At 68.0% G+C, this 19,039-nt stretch carries 19 protein-coding genes; 9 read left to right on the forward strand and 10 right to left on the reverse strand.

All coding sequences use genetic code 11. From position 1 onward, the window contains the following. The first annotated feature begins 202 nt into the window (after positions 1 to 202). The gene (gene lexA / locus ABD301_RS38860; RefSeq protein ID WP_163568395.1) at positions 203 to 931 is read left to right on the forward strand and encodes a transcriptional repressor LexA; all 729 of its coding nucleotides are present in this window, start codon (positions 203 to 205) and stop codon (positions 929 to 931) included. Between the two features lie 45 nt (positions 932 to 976). Here the strand turns inward: lexA and ABD301_RS38865 are convergent, their stop codons facing one another. After that, positions 977 to 2,128 carry a sensor histidine kinase gene (locus tag ABD301_RS38865; protein WP_344315056.1) on the reverse strand — a complete coding sequence of 384 codons (1,152 nt, stop codon included), beginning with the start codon at positions 2,126 to 2,128 and terminating at the stop codon, positions 977 to 979. Positions 2,129 to 2,237: 109 nt separating this feature from the next. On the opposite strand from ABD301_RS38865, the gene ABD301_RS38870 reads away from it, so the two are divergent. From ABD301_RS38870 to ABD301_RS38890, 5 genes are all read left to right on the forward strand, one after another. Further along, on the forward strand, positions 2,238 to 2,732 hold the full coding sequence (locus ABD301_RS38870; RefSeq protein WP_163568331.1) for a hypothetical protein: 495 nt from the start codon (positions 2,238 to 2,240) through the stop codon (positions 2,730 to 2,732). Then, positions 2,729 to 3,790: a peptidoglycan-binding protein gene (locus ABD301_RS38875; protein ID WP_344315057.1), complete on the forward strand. Its 1,062-nt coding sequence runs from the start codon at positions 2,729 to 2,731 to the stop codon at positions 3,788 to 3,790. The genes ABD301_RS38870 and ABD301_RS38875 overlap by 4 nt, the downstream gene beginning before the upstream one ends. After that, positions 3,787 to 4,467 carry an ABC transporter ATP-binding protein gene (locus ABD301_RS38880; RefSeq protein ID WP_163568328.1) on the forward strand — a complete coding sequence of 227 codons (681 nt, stop codon included), beginning with the start codon at positions 3,787 to 3,789 and terminating at the stop codon, positions 4,465 to 4,467. Before ABD301_RS38875 ends, ABD301_RS38880 begins: the two co-directional genes overlap by 4 nt. A 5-nt stretch (positions 4,468 to 4,472) precedes the next feature. After that, entirely contained in the window at positions 4,473 to 5,711 is a 1,239-nt protein-coding gene (locus ABD301_RS38885) for an ABC transporter permease (protein ID WP_344315105.1), read from the forward strand. A gap of 107 nt (positions 5,712 to 5,818) precedes the next feature. After that, positions 5,819 to 7,111, forward strand: a complete 1,293-nt coding sequence (locus ABD301_RS38890) for a S53 family peptidase (protein WP_163568327.1) — start codon at positions 5,819 to 5,821, stop codon at positions 7,109 to 7,111. Positions 7,112 to 7,146: 35 nt separating this feature from the next. On the opposite strand, the gene ABD301_RS38895 is transcribed toward ABD301_RS38890, so the two are convergent. The 3 genes from ABD301_RS38895 to ABD301_RS38905 all read right to left on the reverse strand — a co-directional run bounded on the left by ABD301_RS38895 (position 7,147) and on the right by ABD301_RS38905 (position 9,645). Continuing rightward, entirely contained in the window at positions 7,147 to 7,800 is a 654-nt protein-coding gene (locus tag ABD301_RS38895; protein ID WP_163568326.1) for a response regulator transcription factor, read from the reverse strand. Between the two features lie 67 nt (positions 7,801 to 7,867). Next, entirely contained in the window at positions 7,868 to 8,530 is a 663-nt protein-coding gene (locus ABD301_RS38900) for a response regulator (RefSeq protein ID WP_344315058.1), read from the reverse strand. Further along, on the reverse strand, positions 8,527 to 9,645 hold the full coding sequence (locus tag ABD301_RS38905; RefSeq protein WP_344315059.1) for a sensor histidine kinase: 1,119 nt from the start codon (positions 9,643 to 9,645) through the stop codon (positions 8,527 to 8,529). Before ABD301_RS38905 ends, ABD301_RS38900 begins: the two co-directional genes overlap by 4 nt. A gap of 130 nt (positions 9,646 to 9,775) precedes the next feature. On the opposite strand from ABD301_RS38905, the gene ABD301_RS38910 reads away from it, so the two are divergent. Further along, positions 9,776 to 10,486 carry an ABC transporter ATP-binding protein gene (locus tag ABD301_RS38910; protein ID WP_163568324.1) on the forward strand — a complete coding sequence of 237 codons (711 nt, stop codon included), beginning with the start codon at positions 9,776 to 9,778 and terminating at the stop codon, positions 10,484 to 10,486. Further along, a complete protein-coding gene (locus tag ABD301_RS38915) occupies positions 10,483 to 11,220 on the forward strand; it encodes an ABC transporter permease (protein WP_344315060.1) in 738 nt (245 codons plus the stop codon). The genes ABD301_RS38910 and ABD301_RS38915 overlap by 4 nt, the downstream gene beginning before the upstream one ends. A gap of 33 nt (positions 11,221 to 11,253) precedes the next feature. Here ABD301_RS38915 and ABD301_RS38920 read toward each other — a convergent pair whose 3' ends face one another. The 5 genes from ABD301_RS38920 to ABD301_RS38940 form a co-directional block, all read right to left on the reverse strand. Next, positions 11,254 to 11,700, reverse strand: a complete 447-nt coding sequence (locus ABD301_RS38920; protein WP_344315061.1) for a hypothetical protein — start codon at positions 11,698 to 11,700, stop codon at positions 11,254 to 11,256. A 477-nt stretch (positions 11,701 to 12,177) separates the two neighbouring features. Then, the gene (hflX, locus tag ABD301_RS38925; RefSeq protein WP_425552020.1) at positions 12,178 to 13,647 is read right to left on the reverse strand and encodes a GTPase HflX; all 1,470 of its coding nucleotides are present in this window, start codon (positions 13,645 to 13,647) and stop codon (positions 12,178 to 12,180) included. Positions 13,648 to 13,687: 40 nt separating this feature from the next. After that, positions 13,688 to 14,152: a MarR family winged helix-turn-helix transcriptional regulator gene (locus tag ABD301_RS38930; RefSeq protein WP_344315063.1), complete on the reverse strand. Its 465-nt coding sequence runs from the start codon at positions 14,150 to 14,152 to the stop codon at positions 13,688 to 13,690. Positions 14,153 to 14,161: 9 nt separating this feature from the next. Next, positions 14,162 to 15,175 carry a quinone oxidoreductase family protein gene (locus tag ABD301_RS38935; RefSeq protein WP_163568320.1) on the reverse strand — a complete coding sequence of 338 codons (1,014 nt, stop codon included), beginning with the start codon at positions 15,173 to 15,175 and terminating at the stop codon, positions 14,162 to 14,164. Between the two features lie 81 nt (positions 15,176 to 15,256). Next, a complete protein-coding gene (locus tag ABD301_RS38940; protein WP_344315064.1) occupies positions 15,257 to 16,708 on the reverse strand; it encodes a carotenoid oxygenase family protein in 1,452 nt (483 codons plus the stop codon). 71 nt (positions 16,709 to 16,779) lie between these two features. Here ABD301_RS38940 and ABD301_RS38945 point away from each other — a divergent pair, with 71 nt between their 5' ends. Then, positions 16,780 to 17,388 (forward strand): TetR/AcrR family transcriptional regulator, encoded by a 609-nt coding sequence (locus ABD301_RS38945; protein WP_279580234.1) that lies wholly within the window; start codon positions 16,780 to 16,782, stop codon positions 17,386 to 17,388. Here the strand turns inward: ABD301_RS38945 and ABD301_RS38950 are convergent. Then, the gene (locus tag ABD301_RS38950; RefSeq protein WP_344315065.1) at positions 17,374 to 18,795 is read right to left on the reverse strand and encodes an MFS transporter; all 1,422 of its coding nucleotides are present in this window, start codon (positions 18,793 to 18,795) and stop codon (positions 17,374 to 17,376) included. The genes ABD301_RS38945 and ABD301_RS38950 overlap by 15 nt on opposite strands. Positions 18,796 to 19,039: the final 244 nt, after the last annotated feature.

Here is a 19,039-nt window from a genome sequence, read left to right on the forward strand (position 1 = left end):
CGGTGGCCCGCAGCTGTGGGCGCCGCCGCGGGCACCGCGGGTGAGCGCTCACCGGCGGCGGCGATGACCGGTCGATGGCGGTGAGTCGGCGTGAGTCGGCTATTGACGAGCGTGGGAGGACACGGTGTCGAACGAGACACGGGCCGCTGGTAAGACAGGACGCGCCAGCAAGGGGTCCAAGGGGCCGGCCAAGACCGCGAAGGTGTCCGACGACAGTGTCCAGCCGCAGGCGAAGGCCGCGAGCACCGAGAACAAGGTCAGCACCTTCCCGGACGGCCCGCCGGACCCGGCCGGCCTGACGCAGCGGCAGAACCGCATCCTCGCGGTGATCCGCGACTCGGTGGAGCGCCGCGGCTATCCGCCCAGCGTCCGGGAGATCGGTGACGCGGTCGGCCTGGCCTCACCGTCCAGCGTCGCGCACCAGCTGTCCGCGCTGCAGCGCAAGGGCTTCCTGCGCCGCGACCCGAACCGGCCGCGCGCGGTGGACGTGCGAAGCCCGCACCGGCTCGGCGCGGTGGCCAGCGCCGACGGCACCGCGGAGGTCACCGAGCGGCCCACCCCGACCTATGTGCCGGTGCTCGGCCGGATCGCGGCCGGCGGCCCGATCCTGGCCGAACAGGCCGTCGAGGACATCTTCCCGCTGCCCCGCGAGATCGTCGGCGACGGCGAACTGTTCCTGCTGAAGGTGGCCGGTGACTCGATGATCGAGGCGGCCATCTGCGACGGCGACTGGGTGGTGGTCCGGCAGCAGCCGGTGGCCGAGAACGGCGACGTGGTGGCCGCGATGATCGACGGCGAGGCCACCGTCAAGACGTTCCGCCGCCGCGAGGGCCACGTCTGGCTGATCCCGCACAACCCTGCGTATGAGCCGATCCCCGGCGACGACGCGACCATCCTCGGCCGAGTCGTCACGGTGCTGCGCCGGCTCTGACGCCGGTACGACCGACCCGCCGCCACCACCGGGGCGGGTCGGTTCTCACGAGGGCGCGGCCGGCAGCGACACGGTGACGTCCAGACCGCCGGTGGGACGCGGGCTGGCCTGGACGGTGCCGTCGTGCGCGTGTGCGATCGACTCCACAATGGACAGTCCAAGACCGCTGCCGGCCGCGATCGTCCGACCGTCGCCACGCTGGAACGGCTGGAAAAGCCTGCCCACCAGCTCGTCCGGCACATTCGGGCCGCTGTTGCTGACGACCAGGCCGTCGTCCTGGCTGGTACGAATGGCGACGTGCCCGCCGTCCACGTTGTGCCGGATCGCGTTCCCAACCAGGTTGTCCACGAGCTGATCCAACAGCGCCGGGTCGCCAGCCACCCAACAGTCGTCCAGGCTCGCTTCGATCTCGACCCCACGCGCCGCCGCGGCCGCCGTGTGTACGGAGATCCGGCGATCAACGGCCTTGGTCAGGTCGACCGGCTCGCGGTGGTCCAGCCCGCGGTCGCTGCGGGCCAGCACCAGCAGGCTGTCCAGCAGGTGCTCGATCCGCCGGTTCGCTTCCAGCAGGCTTTCCCTGGTCTTCACCAGCTGCCGTGGGGTCGGATCGGCCAGCCCGACCTGGATCGCCGTTCGCTGCACGGCCACCGGCGTACGCAACTCGTGTGAGGCGTTCGCGACGAACCTGCGCTGGCTCTCGAAGGACCGTTCCAGCCGTTCCAGCATCGCGTCGAAAGTGTCCGCCAACTCCGTCAGCTCGTCTTTCGGGCCACCCATCTCGATCCGCTCATGCAGGCTCTGCGACGACAGCCGGCGGGCCAACGCACTGATCTCGTGCACGGGCCGCAGAACCCGCCCAGACAACCACCAGATCATGACCAGCGACAGGATCGTCATGATCAGCAACGACAACCCGGAGGTCAGCAACAGCTTCGTCAGCACAGTCTGCCCGGACGCCTCCGCAACGTGGGCCAGCGCGATCCCGTGGGCGGCCGGCACTGCCGGGTAGGTCGGATAAGTCGGTTGATAGCCCGTGTAGTCTCCGGGCGTTGCCTTGACAGCCGCCACCATGATCGTGTCGCTCAGCTGGTGAACCAGGTTGGCTTGGACGAGGAAATAGATGGCGGCGATCAGTGCGATGCCGCCGGCGACATAAAGGGCCCCGAAGGCCAGGACCAGCCGAGCACGCGCGGTCATCGGCACTCTCCTTTTCGTGACTGCTCCGATGCTGTCATGTCCGATGTTTCACTAACGTTCCCATCTATCGAAACGTCGCTGTAACGCCATCGCGACTAGAAATCCCAACATGAAGATCATTCGGATTTCCACTCTCGTCGTCCTGTCCGTCGCGGTGGTCACACTCTCGGCCTGCGGCGGCGGATCCAAGACGCCGGTGGCCTCGGTCGGCACTCCCAGCGCGAACGCGACCGGTAACAGCGGCAACGACGTGCCCACCGACGCTTATCAGCGGGCCTTGAAGTTCTCCGGCTGCATGCGCGCGCATGGTGTCGATATGCCCGACCCGGACCCGAAAATGCCGGCCGGCGCGACCCAGGCGATCCCGGCCGGCGAGGACGGCGACAAGACCACCAAGGCCTACGAGGCGTGCCAGAAGTACGCGCCGCCGCCACCGCCGAGCGGGCCCGGCACGATGAGCGATCCGCAGGTGCGGTTGAAGTTCAACAAGTGCTTGCGTGCCCACGGCATCAAGGTCTCCGACGACCCACGTGAAGGCACCACCATCGACGAGAAGGACGCGCCAACTTTCCAGAAATGTGAGAAAGAAGCGACCGGCAAATGACGACGCGCAGAAATGTCATTTTCGCGGCCCTCGGAACGGTGGTCGCCGCCGGCGCTGGCGGTGCCGTGCTGATCGCCACCCGGGACCAAGGGGCCAGCGCGGCCAACAACCAGCCGCTGGCGGCGCCGACCACGGCGGTGACCAGGCAGGATCTCGTACGACAGGACAGCGTGGCCGGAACCTTGGGCTACGGCGGCGGATTCACCGTGTCCGCGGCCGGCGCTGGGATCATCACCTGGTTACCTTCGGTGGGCAAGGTGATTGGCCAGGGCGAAACGGTTTATCGGGTGAATAACCAGCCGGTCCCGTTGCTGCGCGGATCCACCCCGTTCTGGCGGCCCCTCGCGGCCGGCATGAGCGACGGCGTGGACGTGAAGGAGCTGGAACAGAACCTGTCCGACCTCGGATATTTCCACCGTACGCCGAACAAGGAATTCACCGACGCCACCACGACCGCAGTCAAGAAGTGGCAGAAATCCTTGGCTGTCCCGGAAACCGGTCGGATCGATCCGGCGTCGGTGGTGTTGCAGTCCGGCGACCTGAGGGTGACCGGGGTCAGTGGCGTGTTGGGCCAGCCCGCGCAGGGAAAAATCCTCGACGCCTCCGGGACACAGCGGGTGGTGACCGTGAAAATGCCGGTGGACAAGCAAAGTGAGGCGCAGGCTGGCGGTGCGGTGACGGTGACCATGCCGGACGGCAGCAATGTCCCGGGAAAGATCTCCTCGGTCGGTGCGATCGCGACGACTCCGTCACCCAATGGTCCGGACTCCAACTCAGGGCCTACTGTCGCGGTGACGATCACCCTGGGCGCAGGTGGGACAGTGCTGGACCAAGCACCCGTACAGGTGCTGTTTGTCGCCGAACACAAGGAAAAGGTGCTGACCGTGCCGGTGTCTGCGTTGCTCGCGCTGGCCGAGGGCGGGTACGCCGTCCAGCAGGTGACGCCGGCTGGCCGGCGACTGGTCCCAGTCACCACCGGCATGTACGCCGGCGACCGGGTGGAGGTCTCCGGCGCCGGGGTGACCGAGGGCATGAAGATCACGGTGGCCGCCGAATGACACCGGTGATCGAGCTTTCCGGGGTCAGCAAAACATATCCCGGCGACGTACGCGCACTGCGTTCGGTTTCTTTGCGCATCCAGTCCGGAGAACTGCTCGCCGTGGTCGGACCATCGGGCTCCGGCAAGTCAACATTGCTGCAGATGATGGGCACGCTGGACCATCCGACCGAGGGTGTCGTACGCGTCAACGGCCACGATGTCGCGCACCTGCCGGACCGGCAGTTGTCGGCCGTACGAGCGCACTGGGTCGGTTTCGTGTTCCAGCGGTTCTTCCTCACGTCGTATTTGTCGGCGGTGGAAAACGTCGCCGCTGGCTTGCTGTATCAGGGAATCCGGCCCGCTGAGCGACGCAGAAGGGCGACCGAGGCGCTGCACCGGGTGGGCCTGGGCCACCGGCTCACGCACCGGCCGCGGGAACTGTCCGGCGGCGAGAACCAGCGGGTCGCGATCGCCCGCGCGCTCGCCGGCGAGCCGTCGATCCTGCTCGCGGACGAGCCGACCGGCGCGCTCGACTCCGCGTCCGGTCGCGGTGTCCTCGGACTTTTCCATGACCTGAACGCGGAAGGGGCCACCATCGCGGTCATCACCCATGACCACGCCATCGCGCAGGAGATGCCTCGTACAGTCGCGATCCTGGACGGCGAAGTGCGGCACGACAGCGGGAGGCGGCAGTGACCGACATGCCAGGCCGTGCCCTGCGGACGGCGACCAGCCACAGCGTGACCGAGATTCCGGGCAGGGCCCGGCAAGCACCCGTCGATCTCATCCGGGCCGGGCTCGCCGGCCTGGTCGGGCGGCCCACCCGCGCCATCCTTTCCGCGCTGGGCATCGGGATCGGGGTGGCCGCGATGGTCGCGGTGCTCGGCATCAGCACCGCGAGCCACGCCAAACTCAACGACCAGCTCAAACAACTCGGCACCAACCTGCTGACCGTCGGCCCCGGCAAGGACATTTTCGGTGGCAACGCCAAACTGCCCAAGGACGCGGTCGGCATGGTCCAGCGGATCGGTCCCGTCCAGACCGCCAGTGCGATTGGCAACGTGGAAAACGCGAATGTCTACCGCAACGACAAAATCAACCGGCTGGCGAGCGGGAACATCAAGGTCACCGCGGTCAAACTCAACCTGCTCGGCACTATTTCCGGTCATCTCGCCAAAGGCGTCTGGCTGAACCCGGCCACCGCGCATTTCCCGGCCGTCGTGCTGGGCGCTCAAGCGGCCCGTCAGCTCGGCATCGACGCTCCGGGTGTGCAGGTCTACCTCGGCGGCAAATGGTTCACCGTGGTGGGCATTCTCGCGCCGATCACGCTGGCGCCGGACCTGGACTGGGCCGCGATGGTCGGCTGGGACATCGCCGGCAGCGCGCTGGGGTTCGACGGCCACCCCACGACCGTGTACGAGCGCAGCGACAACGACTCGGTGGCGGACGTACGCAACGTCCTCGCGCAGAGCGTCAACCCGGAAAATCCCAGTCAGGTCACGGTGAGTAGGCCGTCGGACGCGCTCGCCGCCCAGTTGTCGGCGGACGCGACCTTCGTCCAGCTCTTCCTTGGGCTGGGTGCGATCGCGCTACTGGTGGGTGGTGTCGGGGTGGCCAACACGATGGTGATCTCGGTGCTGGAGAGAACCCCGGAAATCGGCCTGCGAAGGGCGCTGGGCGCGCGGCGAGGGCAGATCCGTACCCAATTCCTCACCGAGGCGATTCTGCTTTCCGGACTCGGCGGGGTGTTCGGCATCGTGCTTGGCCTCGGGGTCAGCACTTGCTACGCGCTGATCAGCCACTGGCCGCCGCAACTGCCGTGGCCGGCGCTGGGTCTCGGGCTGGGCGCGGCGGTGGCAGCCGGGGCCATCGCCGGCTGGTTTCCGGCGGCCCGGGCCGCCAAACTCGCGCCGAGCACGGTTTTGGCGGCCGGACAATAGTTGTCCCTTATTGGACTCTTAAAAATCCTTGCACACTGTTCGTCCTGGACAAAGGTGGCCGTAAAGTCGCCCGCAGTCGCCGACGACCAGTAGAGGATGGGCCCAGAGTGACTCAGCACCGTCGTACGACCAGCGCGCTGGCCGGGTTGGCCGCCACCGTGGTGGCCCTGAGCCTGGCCGGCGCGCCGGCCAGCGCCGCACCGCCGCCGAGCCCGGCCGCCACCCAAACGCAGCAAAAGGCGCATCTCAGTCAGCTCGCGCACCAGGTCGGCCAGGGCGCCACCCCGGCCGACCGCGCGAGGCTGATGAGCCAAGCGGCCAGTCAGCTGCCGCGGGAGGTCAAGGCGTACGGCGTGCAGGGCCTGTGGAACAAGGGCATCACCGGCCTGGGCACCAGCGTGGCGACGATCGTGTCCTTCGGCGATCCCGATATCAAGTCGGTGATCGACACCTTCGACGCCTCGCACGGGCTACCGCCAGCCGATGTCGAAACACTCACTCCGGCCGGGCCGTTGCCGACCTGCAACGACCAGACCGCACCGACCAACGGCTGCCGGGACTGGATCGGCGAGACCGACCTCGACGTCATGATGATTCACCTGATGGCGCCGCAGGCCAAAATCATCGTCGCGGCCACTCCGGTGAACGAGACGCAGGGCCTGGTCGGGCTGCCCGAGATGATGACCGCGATCGACTACCTGGTCAGGAAGAAGCTCGCCCAGGTGATCTCGATGAGCCTGTCCGCCACCGAGGACACCTTCACCCCGATCAACGCGATGAAGACGCTCGATCCGACCCTGCGGCGGGCCAAACTGGCCGGCGTGCCGGTGGTCGCCGCGACCGGTGACTGCGGCGCGACCAGCAACACGGTCAACTCGGCGTACCAGTGCCAGGATGTCTACCCGTTCCGTGCGGTCGGCTGGCCGGCCTCGGATCCGCTGGTGACCGCGATCGGCGGCACCGTGCTGCACCTGGATTCCACCGGCGCCCGTACGACGCCGGACACGGTCTGGCCGGAAACCGGCGGGGGTCTGTCCAAGGTCTTCCAGCGGCCCGCTTTCCAGGCCGGGGTGAAGAAAATCATCGGCGGCAACCAGCGGTCCATCCCGGACATCTCGATGGAGGGCATCAGCGGTACGTCCCAGGCGACGCCGCTTTTCGCCGGCGTACTGGCGCTGGCCACCCAGTCCAACCACGGCAAGCCCCTTGGGGACCTCAACCGCAAGCTCTACCAGCTCGGCCCGAAGGGCCTCAAGGCCGGCATTGTCGACGTGACGACCGGAAACAACAACTACGGTGACGTTCCCGGATTCGCGGCTACCCCAGGTTTCGACGTGGTGTCCGGATGGGGCACCATTGACGCAGCCATTTTCGTACCAGCGCTACTAAAACAGCACTGACCGTCGGGCGGCTGGCGGATCTCGCCAGCCGCCGGTCAGATCCGGTATCCGACTCCGGGGATGGTCTGGATCACCGCCGGCGTTCCCAGTTTCGTCCGCAGCCGGGACATCACCACCCGGACCGTGCCGGTGAACGGGTCGGCGTTCAGGTCCCAGACCTGCTCCAGCAAATCCTCCGCGCTCACCACGTTTCCCTGTGACCGCAACAGAACTTCGAGTACGCCGAATTCCCGCGGCGACAGCCGGATGTCCATTCCGGCGCGGCTGACCGTGTGCCGGGCCGGGTCCAGGACCACGTCACCGGCTGTCAGGACGGCGGGTACGGCCCGATGCGAACGCCGTCCCAGCGCCCGGATCCGCGCCACCAGCTCGGGAAACTCGAACGGTTTGGTCAGGTAGTCGTCGGCGCCCAGGTTGAGCCCGCTCACCCGCTCCCCGAGACTGGCCGCGGCGGTCAGCATCAACACCCTGGTGAAGCCGCCGGACGCGACAATGCCAGCGCACAGCTCGTCGCCGCCCCGGCCGGGCAGGTCGCGGTCCAGGACGGCCACGTCGTACGCGTTCACCGTGAGCAGCTCGTCAGCCGCTAAACCGTCATAGCAAACGTCCACCGCAAAAGACTCCCGGCGCAGCCCCTCCCCCACCAGATCGGCCAACACGGTTTGGTCTTCAGCGACAAGTACGCGCATCCAGTGATTCCTCCCGCGCCGCATCGTGCCACGTCCGGTGTTACGAAAATGTTCCAGACGAACAGGTTCAGCGCGAGCGGGGCGGCGGCTGCGGATCGCTGAGACCATGCGCGAAGGCGTAGGCGACGGCCTGCGCGCGGTCCCGCAGGCCAGCCTTCGCGAACAGGTTGTTGATGTGCGTTTTGACGGTAGCGGCGGAAATAAACAGCTCGGCGGCGATCTCCACATTGGACTTGCCGGCCGCGATCATGGCCAGCACCTGCACCTCGCGGGCGGTCAGGCCGTCCGGCGCGACCGGCTCGGCGGCCGCGAGCGCGTCCACCAGCCGGCGCTGCACGGCCGGATCGAACTGCGCGTCCCCGTCTCGTACGACCCAGATCGCGCGGGCGATCTCGTCCGGATGCGCGTCCTTGGTGAGGAAGCCGCGGGCGCCGGCCCGCAGCGCGGCCAACACCGACTCGTCGTCGGAGTAGGTGGTGAGCACCACCACCTGGGTGCCCGGATGGTGCGTACGGATCCGCCGAGTCGCCTCCACGCCGTCCATCCGCGGCATCCGCAGGTCCATAAGGGCGACATCAGGCTGCTTGTCGGCGACCAGCCGGACGGCCTGCTCGCCGTCCGCCGCGGTGCCGACCACCTCGACACCGGCCAGCAGCCCGAGGATCAGTACGAGCCCCTCGCGTACGACGGTCTGGTCGTCGACCACCACGACCCGGGCCGGGCCGGTCATCCGGGGTCTCCCAGCGGCACCCGCAGGCGTACCCGAAAGCCATCGCCGGACCGGTCGGCCAGCAGCGACCCGCCGATCAGCTCGGCGCGCTCTCGCATGCCGGTCAGGCCGAAGCCGGCACCGGTGTCCGCGAGGTCGCCGGGCCGGCCGCCGGAATCGGTGACCTCCAGCTCGCACCACGTGCCGACGCAGCGGAGCCGGACCGCGACGCTCGCGCCGGCCGCGTGCTTGCGTACGTTCGTCAGCGCCTCCTGGGCCGTCCGTACGATCGCCCACCGCCCCTCGGCGGCCAGCGACTCCGGTTCCAAGGCAATGTCCAGCGCCAACTGCCCATCGTTGACCGCACGGAACTCGCCCGCCAGCATTTCCAACCGGTCGGTCACCCGCAGATCATCGCCGCGCAGCGCCTCCAGCGCGCGTTTGGTCTCATCCAGCCCGTCGCGAGCCAGCCGGACCGCCCGGGTCACCTGCTGCAGAGCCTGTTCCTGCCGATCTCCGTGTTCCATAAGAAGCCGAGCGCCCTCCAGATGCACGATCTGCGCGGACAGCGTGTGCGCCAGCAGATCGTGCATCTCGCGGGCAAGGCGCTGCCGCTCGGCCAGCACCGCCTCGCCGGCCCGGGCCCGGGCCGCGATCTCGGTCTGCCGGCGAGCGGCCACCACTTGTTCGATGGCCACCGCGAAGGCACCGGTAAACAGTAGACCCATCGTGATGCCGAAATTCGTCGACTCCGGCACGCCACCGAGGAACAGCGTGACGCTGGTGACCGCGACGCCCACCAGCGACACCACCACGAGGCTCCACAGCCGGACCACCACCGCCGCCACCCATGGGAGGGTGAAAGCGAAGGCCAGTCCGGTGTACGGACTGATCACGTTCAGGCCGCTGGCCGCCACCGTCGCCACCAGCAACAAGACCGTCTTCCAGCGCGCCGGGCCGAGCACTCCACCGCCGTACCCGAGGGTCGCGATCGCGGTCAGCAGCACGACCGCGGCGGCTCCGCGCACACCTCGCACCTCGTACGGCGGGATCGCCGCGGCGGCCGCGCCGACCAACCCGTAGACCAGCCCAAGCGTCAGTAGGGCCGGACGCAGCCGCGGGACCTTGAATGCCACAACTCACAGTATGGCGGCGCGCCCGGGGCGCCCATCGGATCACGGGTGGAGACGGAGTCCACCCGGTCGCGTCGCGAAGTCCACTCGCGGGACCACGTGCTAAGCGGCCGGTTTCGCCATCGTCATTGCCATGACAGCAATCACCGTTTCGCACCTCGGCAAGACCTTCGGGCGGGTACGAGCCGTCGACGACCTCTCGTTCACCGTCCAGCCCGGCGCGGTCACCGGATTTCTGGGCCCCAACGGAGCCGGCAAGACCACGACGCTGCGGATGATCCTCGGGTTGGTACGACCGACCAGCGGCTCCGCGACGATCGCCGGGCGGCCGTACCGCGACCTGAAGGACCCGCTCAGGGCCGTCGGTGCGGTGCTGGAGGCCAGCGCCTTCCATCCCGGCCGGTCGGCCCGTACACACCTGCTGGCGCACTGTGCGGCCGGCGGGCTGCCGGCCAAGCGCGCCGAGGAGGCACTGGCCGAGGTGGACCTGACCTCGGTGGCGGACCGCCGGGTCGGCGGTTTCTCGCTGGGTATGCGGCAGCGGCTGGCCCTGGCCACTGCTCTGCTCGGCCGTCCTGACCTGCTCATTCTCGATGAGCCAGGCAACGGACTGGACCCGGACGGCATGCACTGGATGCGATCGTTCCTACGCGATCTCGCCGGCCAGGGCCGGACCGTACTGGTCTCCAGCCACGTCCTCACCGAGGTCGAGCAGGTAGCCGATCACGTGGTGATCGTCGCCGCCGGCCGGCTGCTGGCGACCGGCACGCTGGCCGAGCTGACCGCCGGCGGCAGCCTGGAGCAGGCGTTCCTGGACCTGACCCGGGCGGCGGTGGCCCGGTGAACGATCTCGTACGCGCCGAGTTTTTGAAGATCCGCTCGGTCCGCAGCAGCTGGATCCTCGCCGCGGGCGCGGTGATTTTCTGTGTCTTATGGACGATCCTTGATGTCTTCGTGCTGAAACCGAGCCCCGGCGAGACGGCGCACGACCGGATCGCCGGGATCTACCAGATGGCACAGCAGAGCTACTTGTTTCTGCTGATTTTCGGCATCCTCGGGACCACCGGGGAATACCGGCACCAGACCGTGACCTGGGCCTTCCTGGCGTCGCCCGTACGCGAGCGGGTGCTGGCCGCCAAGGCGGTCGCGTACGCGTTGACCGGTCTGCTGATCTCGGCCGTCGCGGCGGCGGCGACCGCGGTCACCGCGGCCGTGTCCCTGGCTTCCGCCGGCAAGCAGGTCTTCGAGGCGGACGTGCCGGCGATCCTGGTGGGATGCGTGGTGGGCAGCACGCTCTACACGCTGTTGGGGTTGGCCATCGGCGCGCTCGTACGCCAACAGATCGTCGCCGTGTCGCTGGCCTTCGGATGGTTCTACTACGCCGAGTTCCTGCTGGTCTTCTTCTTGCCAGCGGTCGGGAAATGGCTGCCTAGTGGGGCCGAGAAGGCTCTCCTGGGCTGGCACCTGCCGGGTGTGGACCTGCTCCCGATCTGGGCCGGCGCCGCGCTCTTCCTGGCCTACGTCGCCGCACTCACCCTCGTCGCGACCCGTACCACGCTGCGCCGCGACATCACCTGAGTTTGGCTACCAGCCGCTTGTTTACCAGCTTGTTTACCAGCGGTCGTCGCGGGGCGCGCGAGGGTTGCCGCGGCGCTGGGGCGGTGGCGGCGGCTCGTCCTCGACGTAGCGCGGGATGACAGCGGTCTCGTCGTTCATCGGGTCGCCGCCACCAGGCACCCAGGTCCGGGTCACCGCGCCGGAGCGGTTGCGGCCGAAGGGTTCGTGCTGGTCGTCGTGCTCCGCGCCGCGGCGCTGCTCGTACCGGTCGCTCTCGTAGTCGTCGTACGCAGAGTGGTCGTGCCGGTTCGGCGCCCGGTTCGGGGTCGCCCGGTTCGGCGCGGCCCGGTTGTACGAACCGGCGGACTGCCGGGGCGCCGAACCGCCGGCCGACTGGACGCTCTGCCGGTGCCGGAAGATGCCGACGCCGCCGGCCACCGCCATCCCGAGGCCGATGACGACCACCACCAGGACGATCCAGCCCAATCCGGTCAACGTCATTCCCACGGCCTCCAGTGCCTAGCGCGTCGCGATGCCTCCCCGCCAGTGTCGCATCCCGCCCCGGCCCACTCGAACGGCCAGGTCTCCCCTGTCTCTCAAGCCCGTGTCCGCAACGCCCCGCTGCCTACGCTTGTCCAGGGTCCACCGGAATACCCGGTACGGCGCGAAACGCCACTGGGCAACCCATGTCTCATCGAGTACAGCACAATGTCCCGCACTCGACATCGACTGCGGGACATTGTTCCGCACTCAACGACCAAGACCAGCTTCCAAGATCAACACCAGCGGGAACGAGCCACTCCAGCACGTACAGCCCCAACGGCCCCAGAAACCTCAAGAAACGCAAAAAAATCGCCTACGCGCGTCCTCAAACCCACCCCCCACCCGATCTGGGTGGGGGCCAATTTATACAGGGGGGTACGACAGTTTCGCGCCGTAACGGATATCCGCACGCATCGCGTCGATGCGGTGAAAAAGCTAGGCGGTGTAGGCGGCCAGCTCGTGGGCGAGCCAGCCGGCGACTCGGGCGTGGACCGCGGTGCCGGTGTCGGTGTGCTCGGTGGAGAGCACCTCGCCGTGCTCGTGCAGCCGGTGCATCAGGTCCCCGCGGTCGTACGGGACGACCGCCCGCACCTCGACCGCCGGGTGCGGCAGCCGCTCCTCGATGACCGCGAGCAGCTCGTCGATGCCCTCGCCCGTACGCGCCGAGCAGAACACCGCGTTCGGCAGCTCCGAGCGCAGCTTGAGCAGTGTCTCCGGCGCGGTCGCGTCGATCTTGTTGACGACCAGCAGCTCCGGCACGGTCAGCGCGTCGATGTCGGCGAGCACCTCCCGGACCGCGGAGATCTGCGACCCTGGGTCCGGATGCGAGCCGTCGACGACATGGACGAGCAGGTCGGCGTCCGCCACCTCGTCCAGCGTCGAGCGGAACGCCTCGATCAGCTGGTGCGGCAGATGGCGTACGAACCCGACGGTGTCCGACAGCGTGTACTCCCGGCCGTCGCTCATCCGGGACCGCCGGGTGGTCGCGTCCAGGGTCGCGAAGAGCGCGTCCTCGACCAGCACGCCGGCGCCGGTGATCCGGTTGAGCAGGCTGGACTTGCCGGCATTGGTGTAGCCGGCGATCGCCACGCCCGGGACCTCACTGCGCTTGCGGCTGGCGCGCTTGGTGGTACGGACCGTCTTGATCGCGGCGATCTCCTGCCGCAGCTTGGAAACCCGCTTGTGGATCCGCCGCCGGTCCAGCTCGATCTTGGTCTCACCGGGACCACGGCCGCCGATGCCGCCGCCGGCCGCACCGACCCGACCACCGGCCTGCCGGGACAGCGACTCACCCCAACCGCGCAGTCGCGGCAGCAGGTATTCCAGCTGAGCCAGCTCGACCTGCGCCTTGCCCTCCCGGCTCTTCGCGTGCTGCGCGAAAATGTCCAGGATCAGCGCGGTCCGGTCAATGACCTTGACGCCAACGATGTCCTCCAGCTGGCGGCGCTGCGAAGGAGCCAGCTCGCCGTCACAGATGACGGTGTCAGCGCCGGTCGCGAGCACCACCTCGCGCACCTCGCGGGCCTTGCCCGAGCCCAGGTACGTCGCTGCGTCAGGCTTGCCGCGACGCTGCAGCAGGCCCTCCAGGACCTGTGAGCCGGCCGTCTCGGCCAGTGCGGCGAGCTCGGTCATCGAGTTGTCGGCCTCTTCGGCCGTGCCGCTGGTCCAGATGCCGACCAGCACGACCCGCTCCAGCCGGAGCTGCCGATACTCGACCTCGGTGACGTCTTCGAGCTCGGTCGACAGACCGCTGACCCGGCGAAGCGCGTGGCGCTCGGCAAGGTCCAGCTGGTCGCCGTCGAAGCCGGACTCCTGGACGGGCTCCTCTTCGAGGGACCAGTCGTCCAGCTCGATCTCGGCCGTGCCAGTGTTTGAGATGTTCGTGTTCAAAGAAGGTTCTCCCATTTGCCGTCTATCTTGGCACGGGAACCGGTGAATCGGCATGTCAATTAGCGGCGCCGCCTTTTCGGCGTTGGATCGCCTGTCCCGCCGGAAAACCGGACGCCAGCTCCCTCAACAACTCCACTGTGCCGTCGATCGGCCGGTCGCCGATGAGGTTTTCCAGCGCCTGGTGCAACCCGTCCTCGACCTCGGCCACCCGCTCGGCCAGCGCACGGCCCTGGTCGGTGAGCGACAGCAGGACTTGCCGCCGGTCCGCCGGCGTGCCCTCCCGTCGTACGAGACCGGCACTGACCAGCCGGTCGACGATCCGGCTCGGGCTCGTACCCGACTCGCAGACCAGCAGCTCACCGATGCCGTTGAGGGACAGCGGCGGCCGGGTCGCGAGGATGCCGACCACCTCGGCCTGGGCCGGCGTGAGGCCGAGCGGGCGCAGGCTCGCCGCCAGCAGCCGGTTGCCTTCGCGCTGCAGGGCCAGAACGAGATAGCGCAGCTCCTCGACGGCTTTCATGGCCCTCCCTCACCCGGTCACCAGCACGACTTTGCCAGTGACAGCGCGATCTTCCAGCGCCCGGTGCGCCTTTGCCGCCTCCGCCAAGCCAAATGTGGCACCGACCGTCGGTCGGAGGTCACCTTTGTCCGCGAGCGTGAGGAGCCGGCCCAGACTTTCCCTATACCAATCGGAATGGGATCGCGCCTGCTTGGGCAGCATACAAAGGCCGGTTCGTTTTCCCGGCAGGAGACCCATCAGCTGTACGCGCGCACCACCTCGCACGGTGTCACCGACCATGTGACCAGGCCGTCCGGCGAAGGCGTAACTCACCAACACCCCGCCGGGTTTGAGCAGCCGATATCCCTTACGCAGGTTGCCGCCACCAATGTGGTCGAACACCGCCTGGACGCCACCGGGCTCGAATTCCCTCATCCTCGCAACGAAATCGTCCCGGCGATAGTCGATGAACCGGACGCCGGTACGCGCCAGCCGTTGCGCGCTGCCCTCCGCCGAGGCCGTGCCGTACATCCGCAGGCCCTTCAGTTTTCCCAGCTGGCTGAGCGCCTGCCCGACCCCACCACCGGCGCCCTGGATCAGCACCGGATCACCCGCACCGACACGTGCATGTGTTTCCAGCACACTCAAAGCAGTCAGGTAGTCGAGTGGGATGGTGGCGGCGACGACGGTGTCGAGACCAGTTGGCACCGGCACGGCCAGCCACGCTGGCAGCGTGACGTACTCGGCGTACGCGCCCATTTCGGGGAGAGAGACGGCAACCCGGACACCTGGAGCCAGGTCTACATTGGACCCGGTGTCCACCACCTCACCGACCAGCTCGTAGCCGGGGCTGAAAGGAACCTTGCGCTGCAACAAATATTCGCCGCTTCGCGCCATCAGGTCGGTGAAGCCGACGCCGATCGCGAGGACTTTCAGCCGTACGTGCCCAGGAGGCGGCGCGGCCAGGGTCGTCTCGACCGTACGCAGGACCTCAGGCCCGCCGAACCGGTCGACGACCACTTTCCGGAAGTGAATCTCGGTCATCGCGACCTCCCCATCTCCATGTCACGTCACTATATGACACGACATCCATGTCGCGCCATATAGTGTCGCGCATCACGGGGTCTATGCCTCGGTAGGCAGCCAGTTTCCGTGGAATCCGTGCGGGACCCGGTCCGGCAGGTGGATCGCGGCGACCTCGTCGAGGCTGCCGGCGTCGAGCAGCAGCAGGTCGCTGCGATCCGTGCCGCCGTCGTACCGGAATCCCATCAGCACACCGTCGTCCTCAGCCGAGTCGTCCGCATTCGGGATGAAGACGAACTCGGACGCCTGAGTGTTCTTTCCCAGCGACCGCACCGAAGTAGTGCCGGCGACCAGGTCGTGCTTGAGAATCGAGTCGGCCGCGCCGCCATGGTGCCCCACCTGCATGGCATAGCCATAGCGGTGCCGCCGGCCAAGCAGCCGCTCGTCCGCCCGCGGGAACTCCTGCGGATGGTCGTCGAGGCGCTCCTCGCGGAGTTTTCCGCCGGCCAGGTCGATCGTCCAGCGGTCCAGCGTCGGTACGCCGTCGTTCGGGCCGTGAAAGTCGGTGGCGAACATCTTCGGGTGCCGCACCACGTCCAGGACGACCGAGTCGCCGTCGTCGTATGCGTTCAACGGGTGGAAAACGAAGCACGCGCCGACCTCGAACCAGCGCACCTGGCTGTTGTCGCCGTGCCGCGGCATCACGCCGACCCGCGCCGGGTATTTCGGGTTCCACCGGTACGGGAAACGGCCGTTAGACGCACCGCCGCGCTCGATGAGCATCGCTCGTACCGGATCGGGCACCCACATGCCGCCCAGCACCGCGGACAGGAAAAGTTGGGCGGGTGCTCGCAAAAACGGCGGAACCGCGCCGGCGACCGCCTGGCGCGCGTCGAAAGTCACCGGCAGGTCATAGAAAATCACGTACTTCTCAGTCAGCGAGAAGTCGTGCATCATCGGGCTGCCGGTGACCTCGACGTCGACCGTGCGCCGGGCGCGGCCATCCAGGCCGATCACCGAATACTGCACTTTGTTACCCCGACCGAAAAAGTACGACACCGCGTGCAGCTCGCCGGTGTCCGGATCGCGCTTGGGATGGGCCACATAGCCACCGGGCAGAGTGCCGTCGAAGTCACACGGCCCGACCGTGTCCAGTTCGTCGGTCAGTTCGTACGAGGCCACCCCGCCCTCGATCAGGGCCAGCGTCTTGCCCGCATGAGCGATCACATTGGTGTTCGCGCCGAAACCGCTGAGCCCGGCACCCGGCCGGACCGGGCCGGGCTTTTCGCCGAGGGCCTCGGAAATCTGGTGCGTACGCACCCATCGGTTGCGATACCACTCGGCGCGACCGTCGCGGATCCGGATGCCATGCACCATCCCGTCGCCCATGAACCAGTGGTAGGCCTGCTCGTCGATGTCGGCCAGCGGGTTCGGCCCGTTGCGCAGGTAGCGGCCGTCGAGGTGGGCCGGCAGGTGCCCGGTCACCGGCAACTCGGTGAGGGTCTGCTCGGTCCGGATCGGGGCGTAGTTGTCCCGCGCGAAATGGTTCGTCATCAGCAAGCCCCCGACCAGCTATAACATTGTTATATCGAGATTTATAACAGTGTTATGGCAGGATGGCAAGGGTGAGCCAGGACCCGACTCCCCCCGACGCCGGCGCCGATCTGGTGCGGGCCGCCATCGACCTGCTGGCCGAGCGCGGCCCGCAGGCCCTGCAGGCGCGCCGGCTGGCGATCGCCGCCGGCACCTCGACGATGGCCGTCTACAGCCGGTTCGGTGGCATGCCCGAGCTCGTACGAGCCGTCGCCCGGGAGGGCTTCGCGCGGCTCTGCGCGCACCTGAAGGCCAGCCCGCAAACCGACGACTGCGTCGCCGACCTGCTGAAGATGGCCGGCGCCTATCGGCAGAATGCCTTGGAAAACCGGCACCTCTACCAGGTCATGTTCGGGCTCGACGAGTCCGGCGCGCAAAGCGACACGGCCGAGGGACGTACGGCGTTCGGCTACCTGCTGCGAGCCGCCACCCGGTGCATCGACGCCGGCCGACTGGATCAGGCGCCGCCGCTGACCGTCGCCGCCCAACTGTGGAGCGCCATGCACGGCTACGTTCTGTTGGAAATGGCCGGATATTTCGGTACGACCGGTGCCACCGACGTGCTGCCGTCACTGACCACGAACCTCGTCATCGGCCTCGGCGACCTGCCGGAGCGAGCTCGCGCATCAGCCGCCAAGTGAGGTTTCACCCACCGCGATTTCGGTCGGGAAGGCCGTTTGGGCGGTCCGTTTCGCCCATCCGCCGGTCGTTAGCACCCCTAGCACGAGAATGGCCGCGCCGGCGCCGGTCATGATCCACCAGCCGAGGTGGCTGGCCGCCGGGAAAGCGCTGGCCCCGACGCCGGCGACCACCGCGCCAAAGACCGCGACGCCGAGAGTGGCGCCCACCTGCCGGCTGGTGGAGGCGACCGCGGCGGCGACGCCGGCCTGCGCCCGCGGCATGCCGGACACCGCCGCGTTGGTGATCGGCGCGTTGATCATTCCGAAGCCCAGCCCGAAAAGCAGGTACGCGACCGCCAGGAAGACGACCGAGGTGCCGGCCGTCAACCCCGTCAACAGCAGGCCGGACGCGACGATCGCAGCCCCGCCGACGAGCAGCGGCAGCCGCGGCCCGCGGGCCCCGACCAGCCGGCCGGACAGCGGCGCGGCCACCGCCGAGGCGGCTGCCATCGGCAACGTCAGCAACCCGGCGTGCAGCGGGGTGAATCCCCTGACGTTCTGGAGATAAAGCGAGTTCAGGAACAGAAACCCGCCCATCGCCGCGAAACCGGAGACCGCGATCAGGGTGGCTCCGGAAAACGGGACGCTGGCGAAGAACTTCGGATCCAGCAACGGCTCCTCCCGGCGCAGCTCGTACCGGACGAGGACCAGCACGGCGACCACAGCGGCAGCGAAACAGCCGATGATCACCGCCGAGCCCCAGCCCCGCCGTGGCCCCTCGATAATGCCGAAGGTCAAGCCTGCCAACAAAACGACGACCAGCACCTGGGCGACCGGGTCGAGCCGGCGGGGCCGCGGGGCATTGGACTCCGGCACGTACAACCGGGTGAGCACCAGCGCCAACACGCCGATCGGTACGTTGAGCCAGAAAATCGAGCGCCAGCCAACTGAGTCGACCAGCAAGCCGCCGACCAGCGGCCCCAATGCCATGCTCAGCCCGACCACGCCTCCCCAGACGCCGATCGCCCGAGCTCGCTCGTACGGCACGGTGAAGGTGTTCGTGATGATGGACATCGCGACCGGATTGAGCATCGAGCCGCCGACCGCCTGCACCATCCGGAAAGCCACCAGCAGCGAGTCGGTCGGCGCCACGCTGCACAGCAGCGATCCGACGCTGAAAACCACCAGCCCGACCTGGAAAATCCGCCGCCGACCGAGCCGGTCGGCGGTGGAACCGGCCAGCATCAGCAGCGCCGCCAGCACCAGGGTGTACGCGTCGACCACCCACTGCAGCGAGGAAACGCTGCTGCGTAGCTCGCGGCCGATCGCCGGCAGCGCGAGGTTCACGACCGTGCTGTCCAGACTGACTATGAACAGGCTCATGCAGCAGATCACGAGGATGAGGAGCTTGCGTTGGTGGTCTCGCATCGCTGTCCATCCTGGTACGAAAATCCGCGAGCGCCAGTGGCCCAGATCACTACCACCGTCCGTTTTCCGGTCGCCCGTTCTAGGCTCCAGGACAGCATGAGGCTGTGCCTAGGGTTCCGTCGTTCGCTCGTTGGCAGTGTCGAAAACGAGAGCGGTACGGGTCTGGACCGAGCGGCACCAGGGCGGATTTCCCGAGACACGCAAGGCCGTCCACACCTGACAGGATAAAAACCACGAGGGGTTC

The sequence above is a fragment of the Fodinicola feengrottensis genome (assembly GCF_039530045.1).
Taxonomy (GTDB): Bacteria; Actinomycetota; Actinomycetes; order Mycobacteriales; family HKI-0501; genus Fodinicola; species Fodinicola feengrottensis.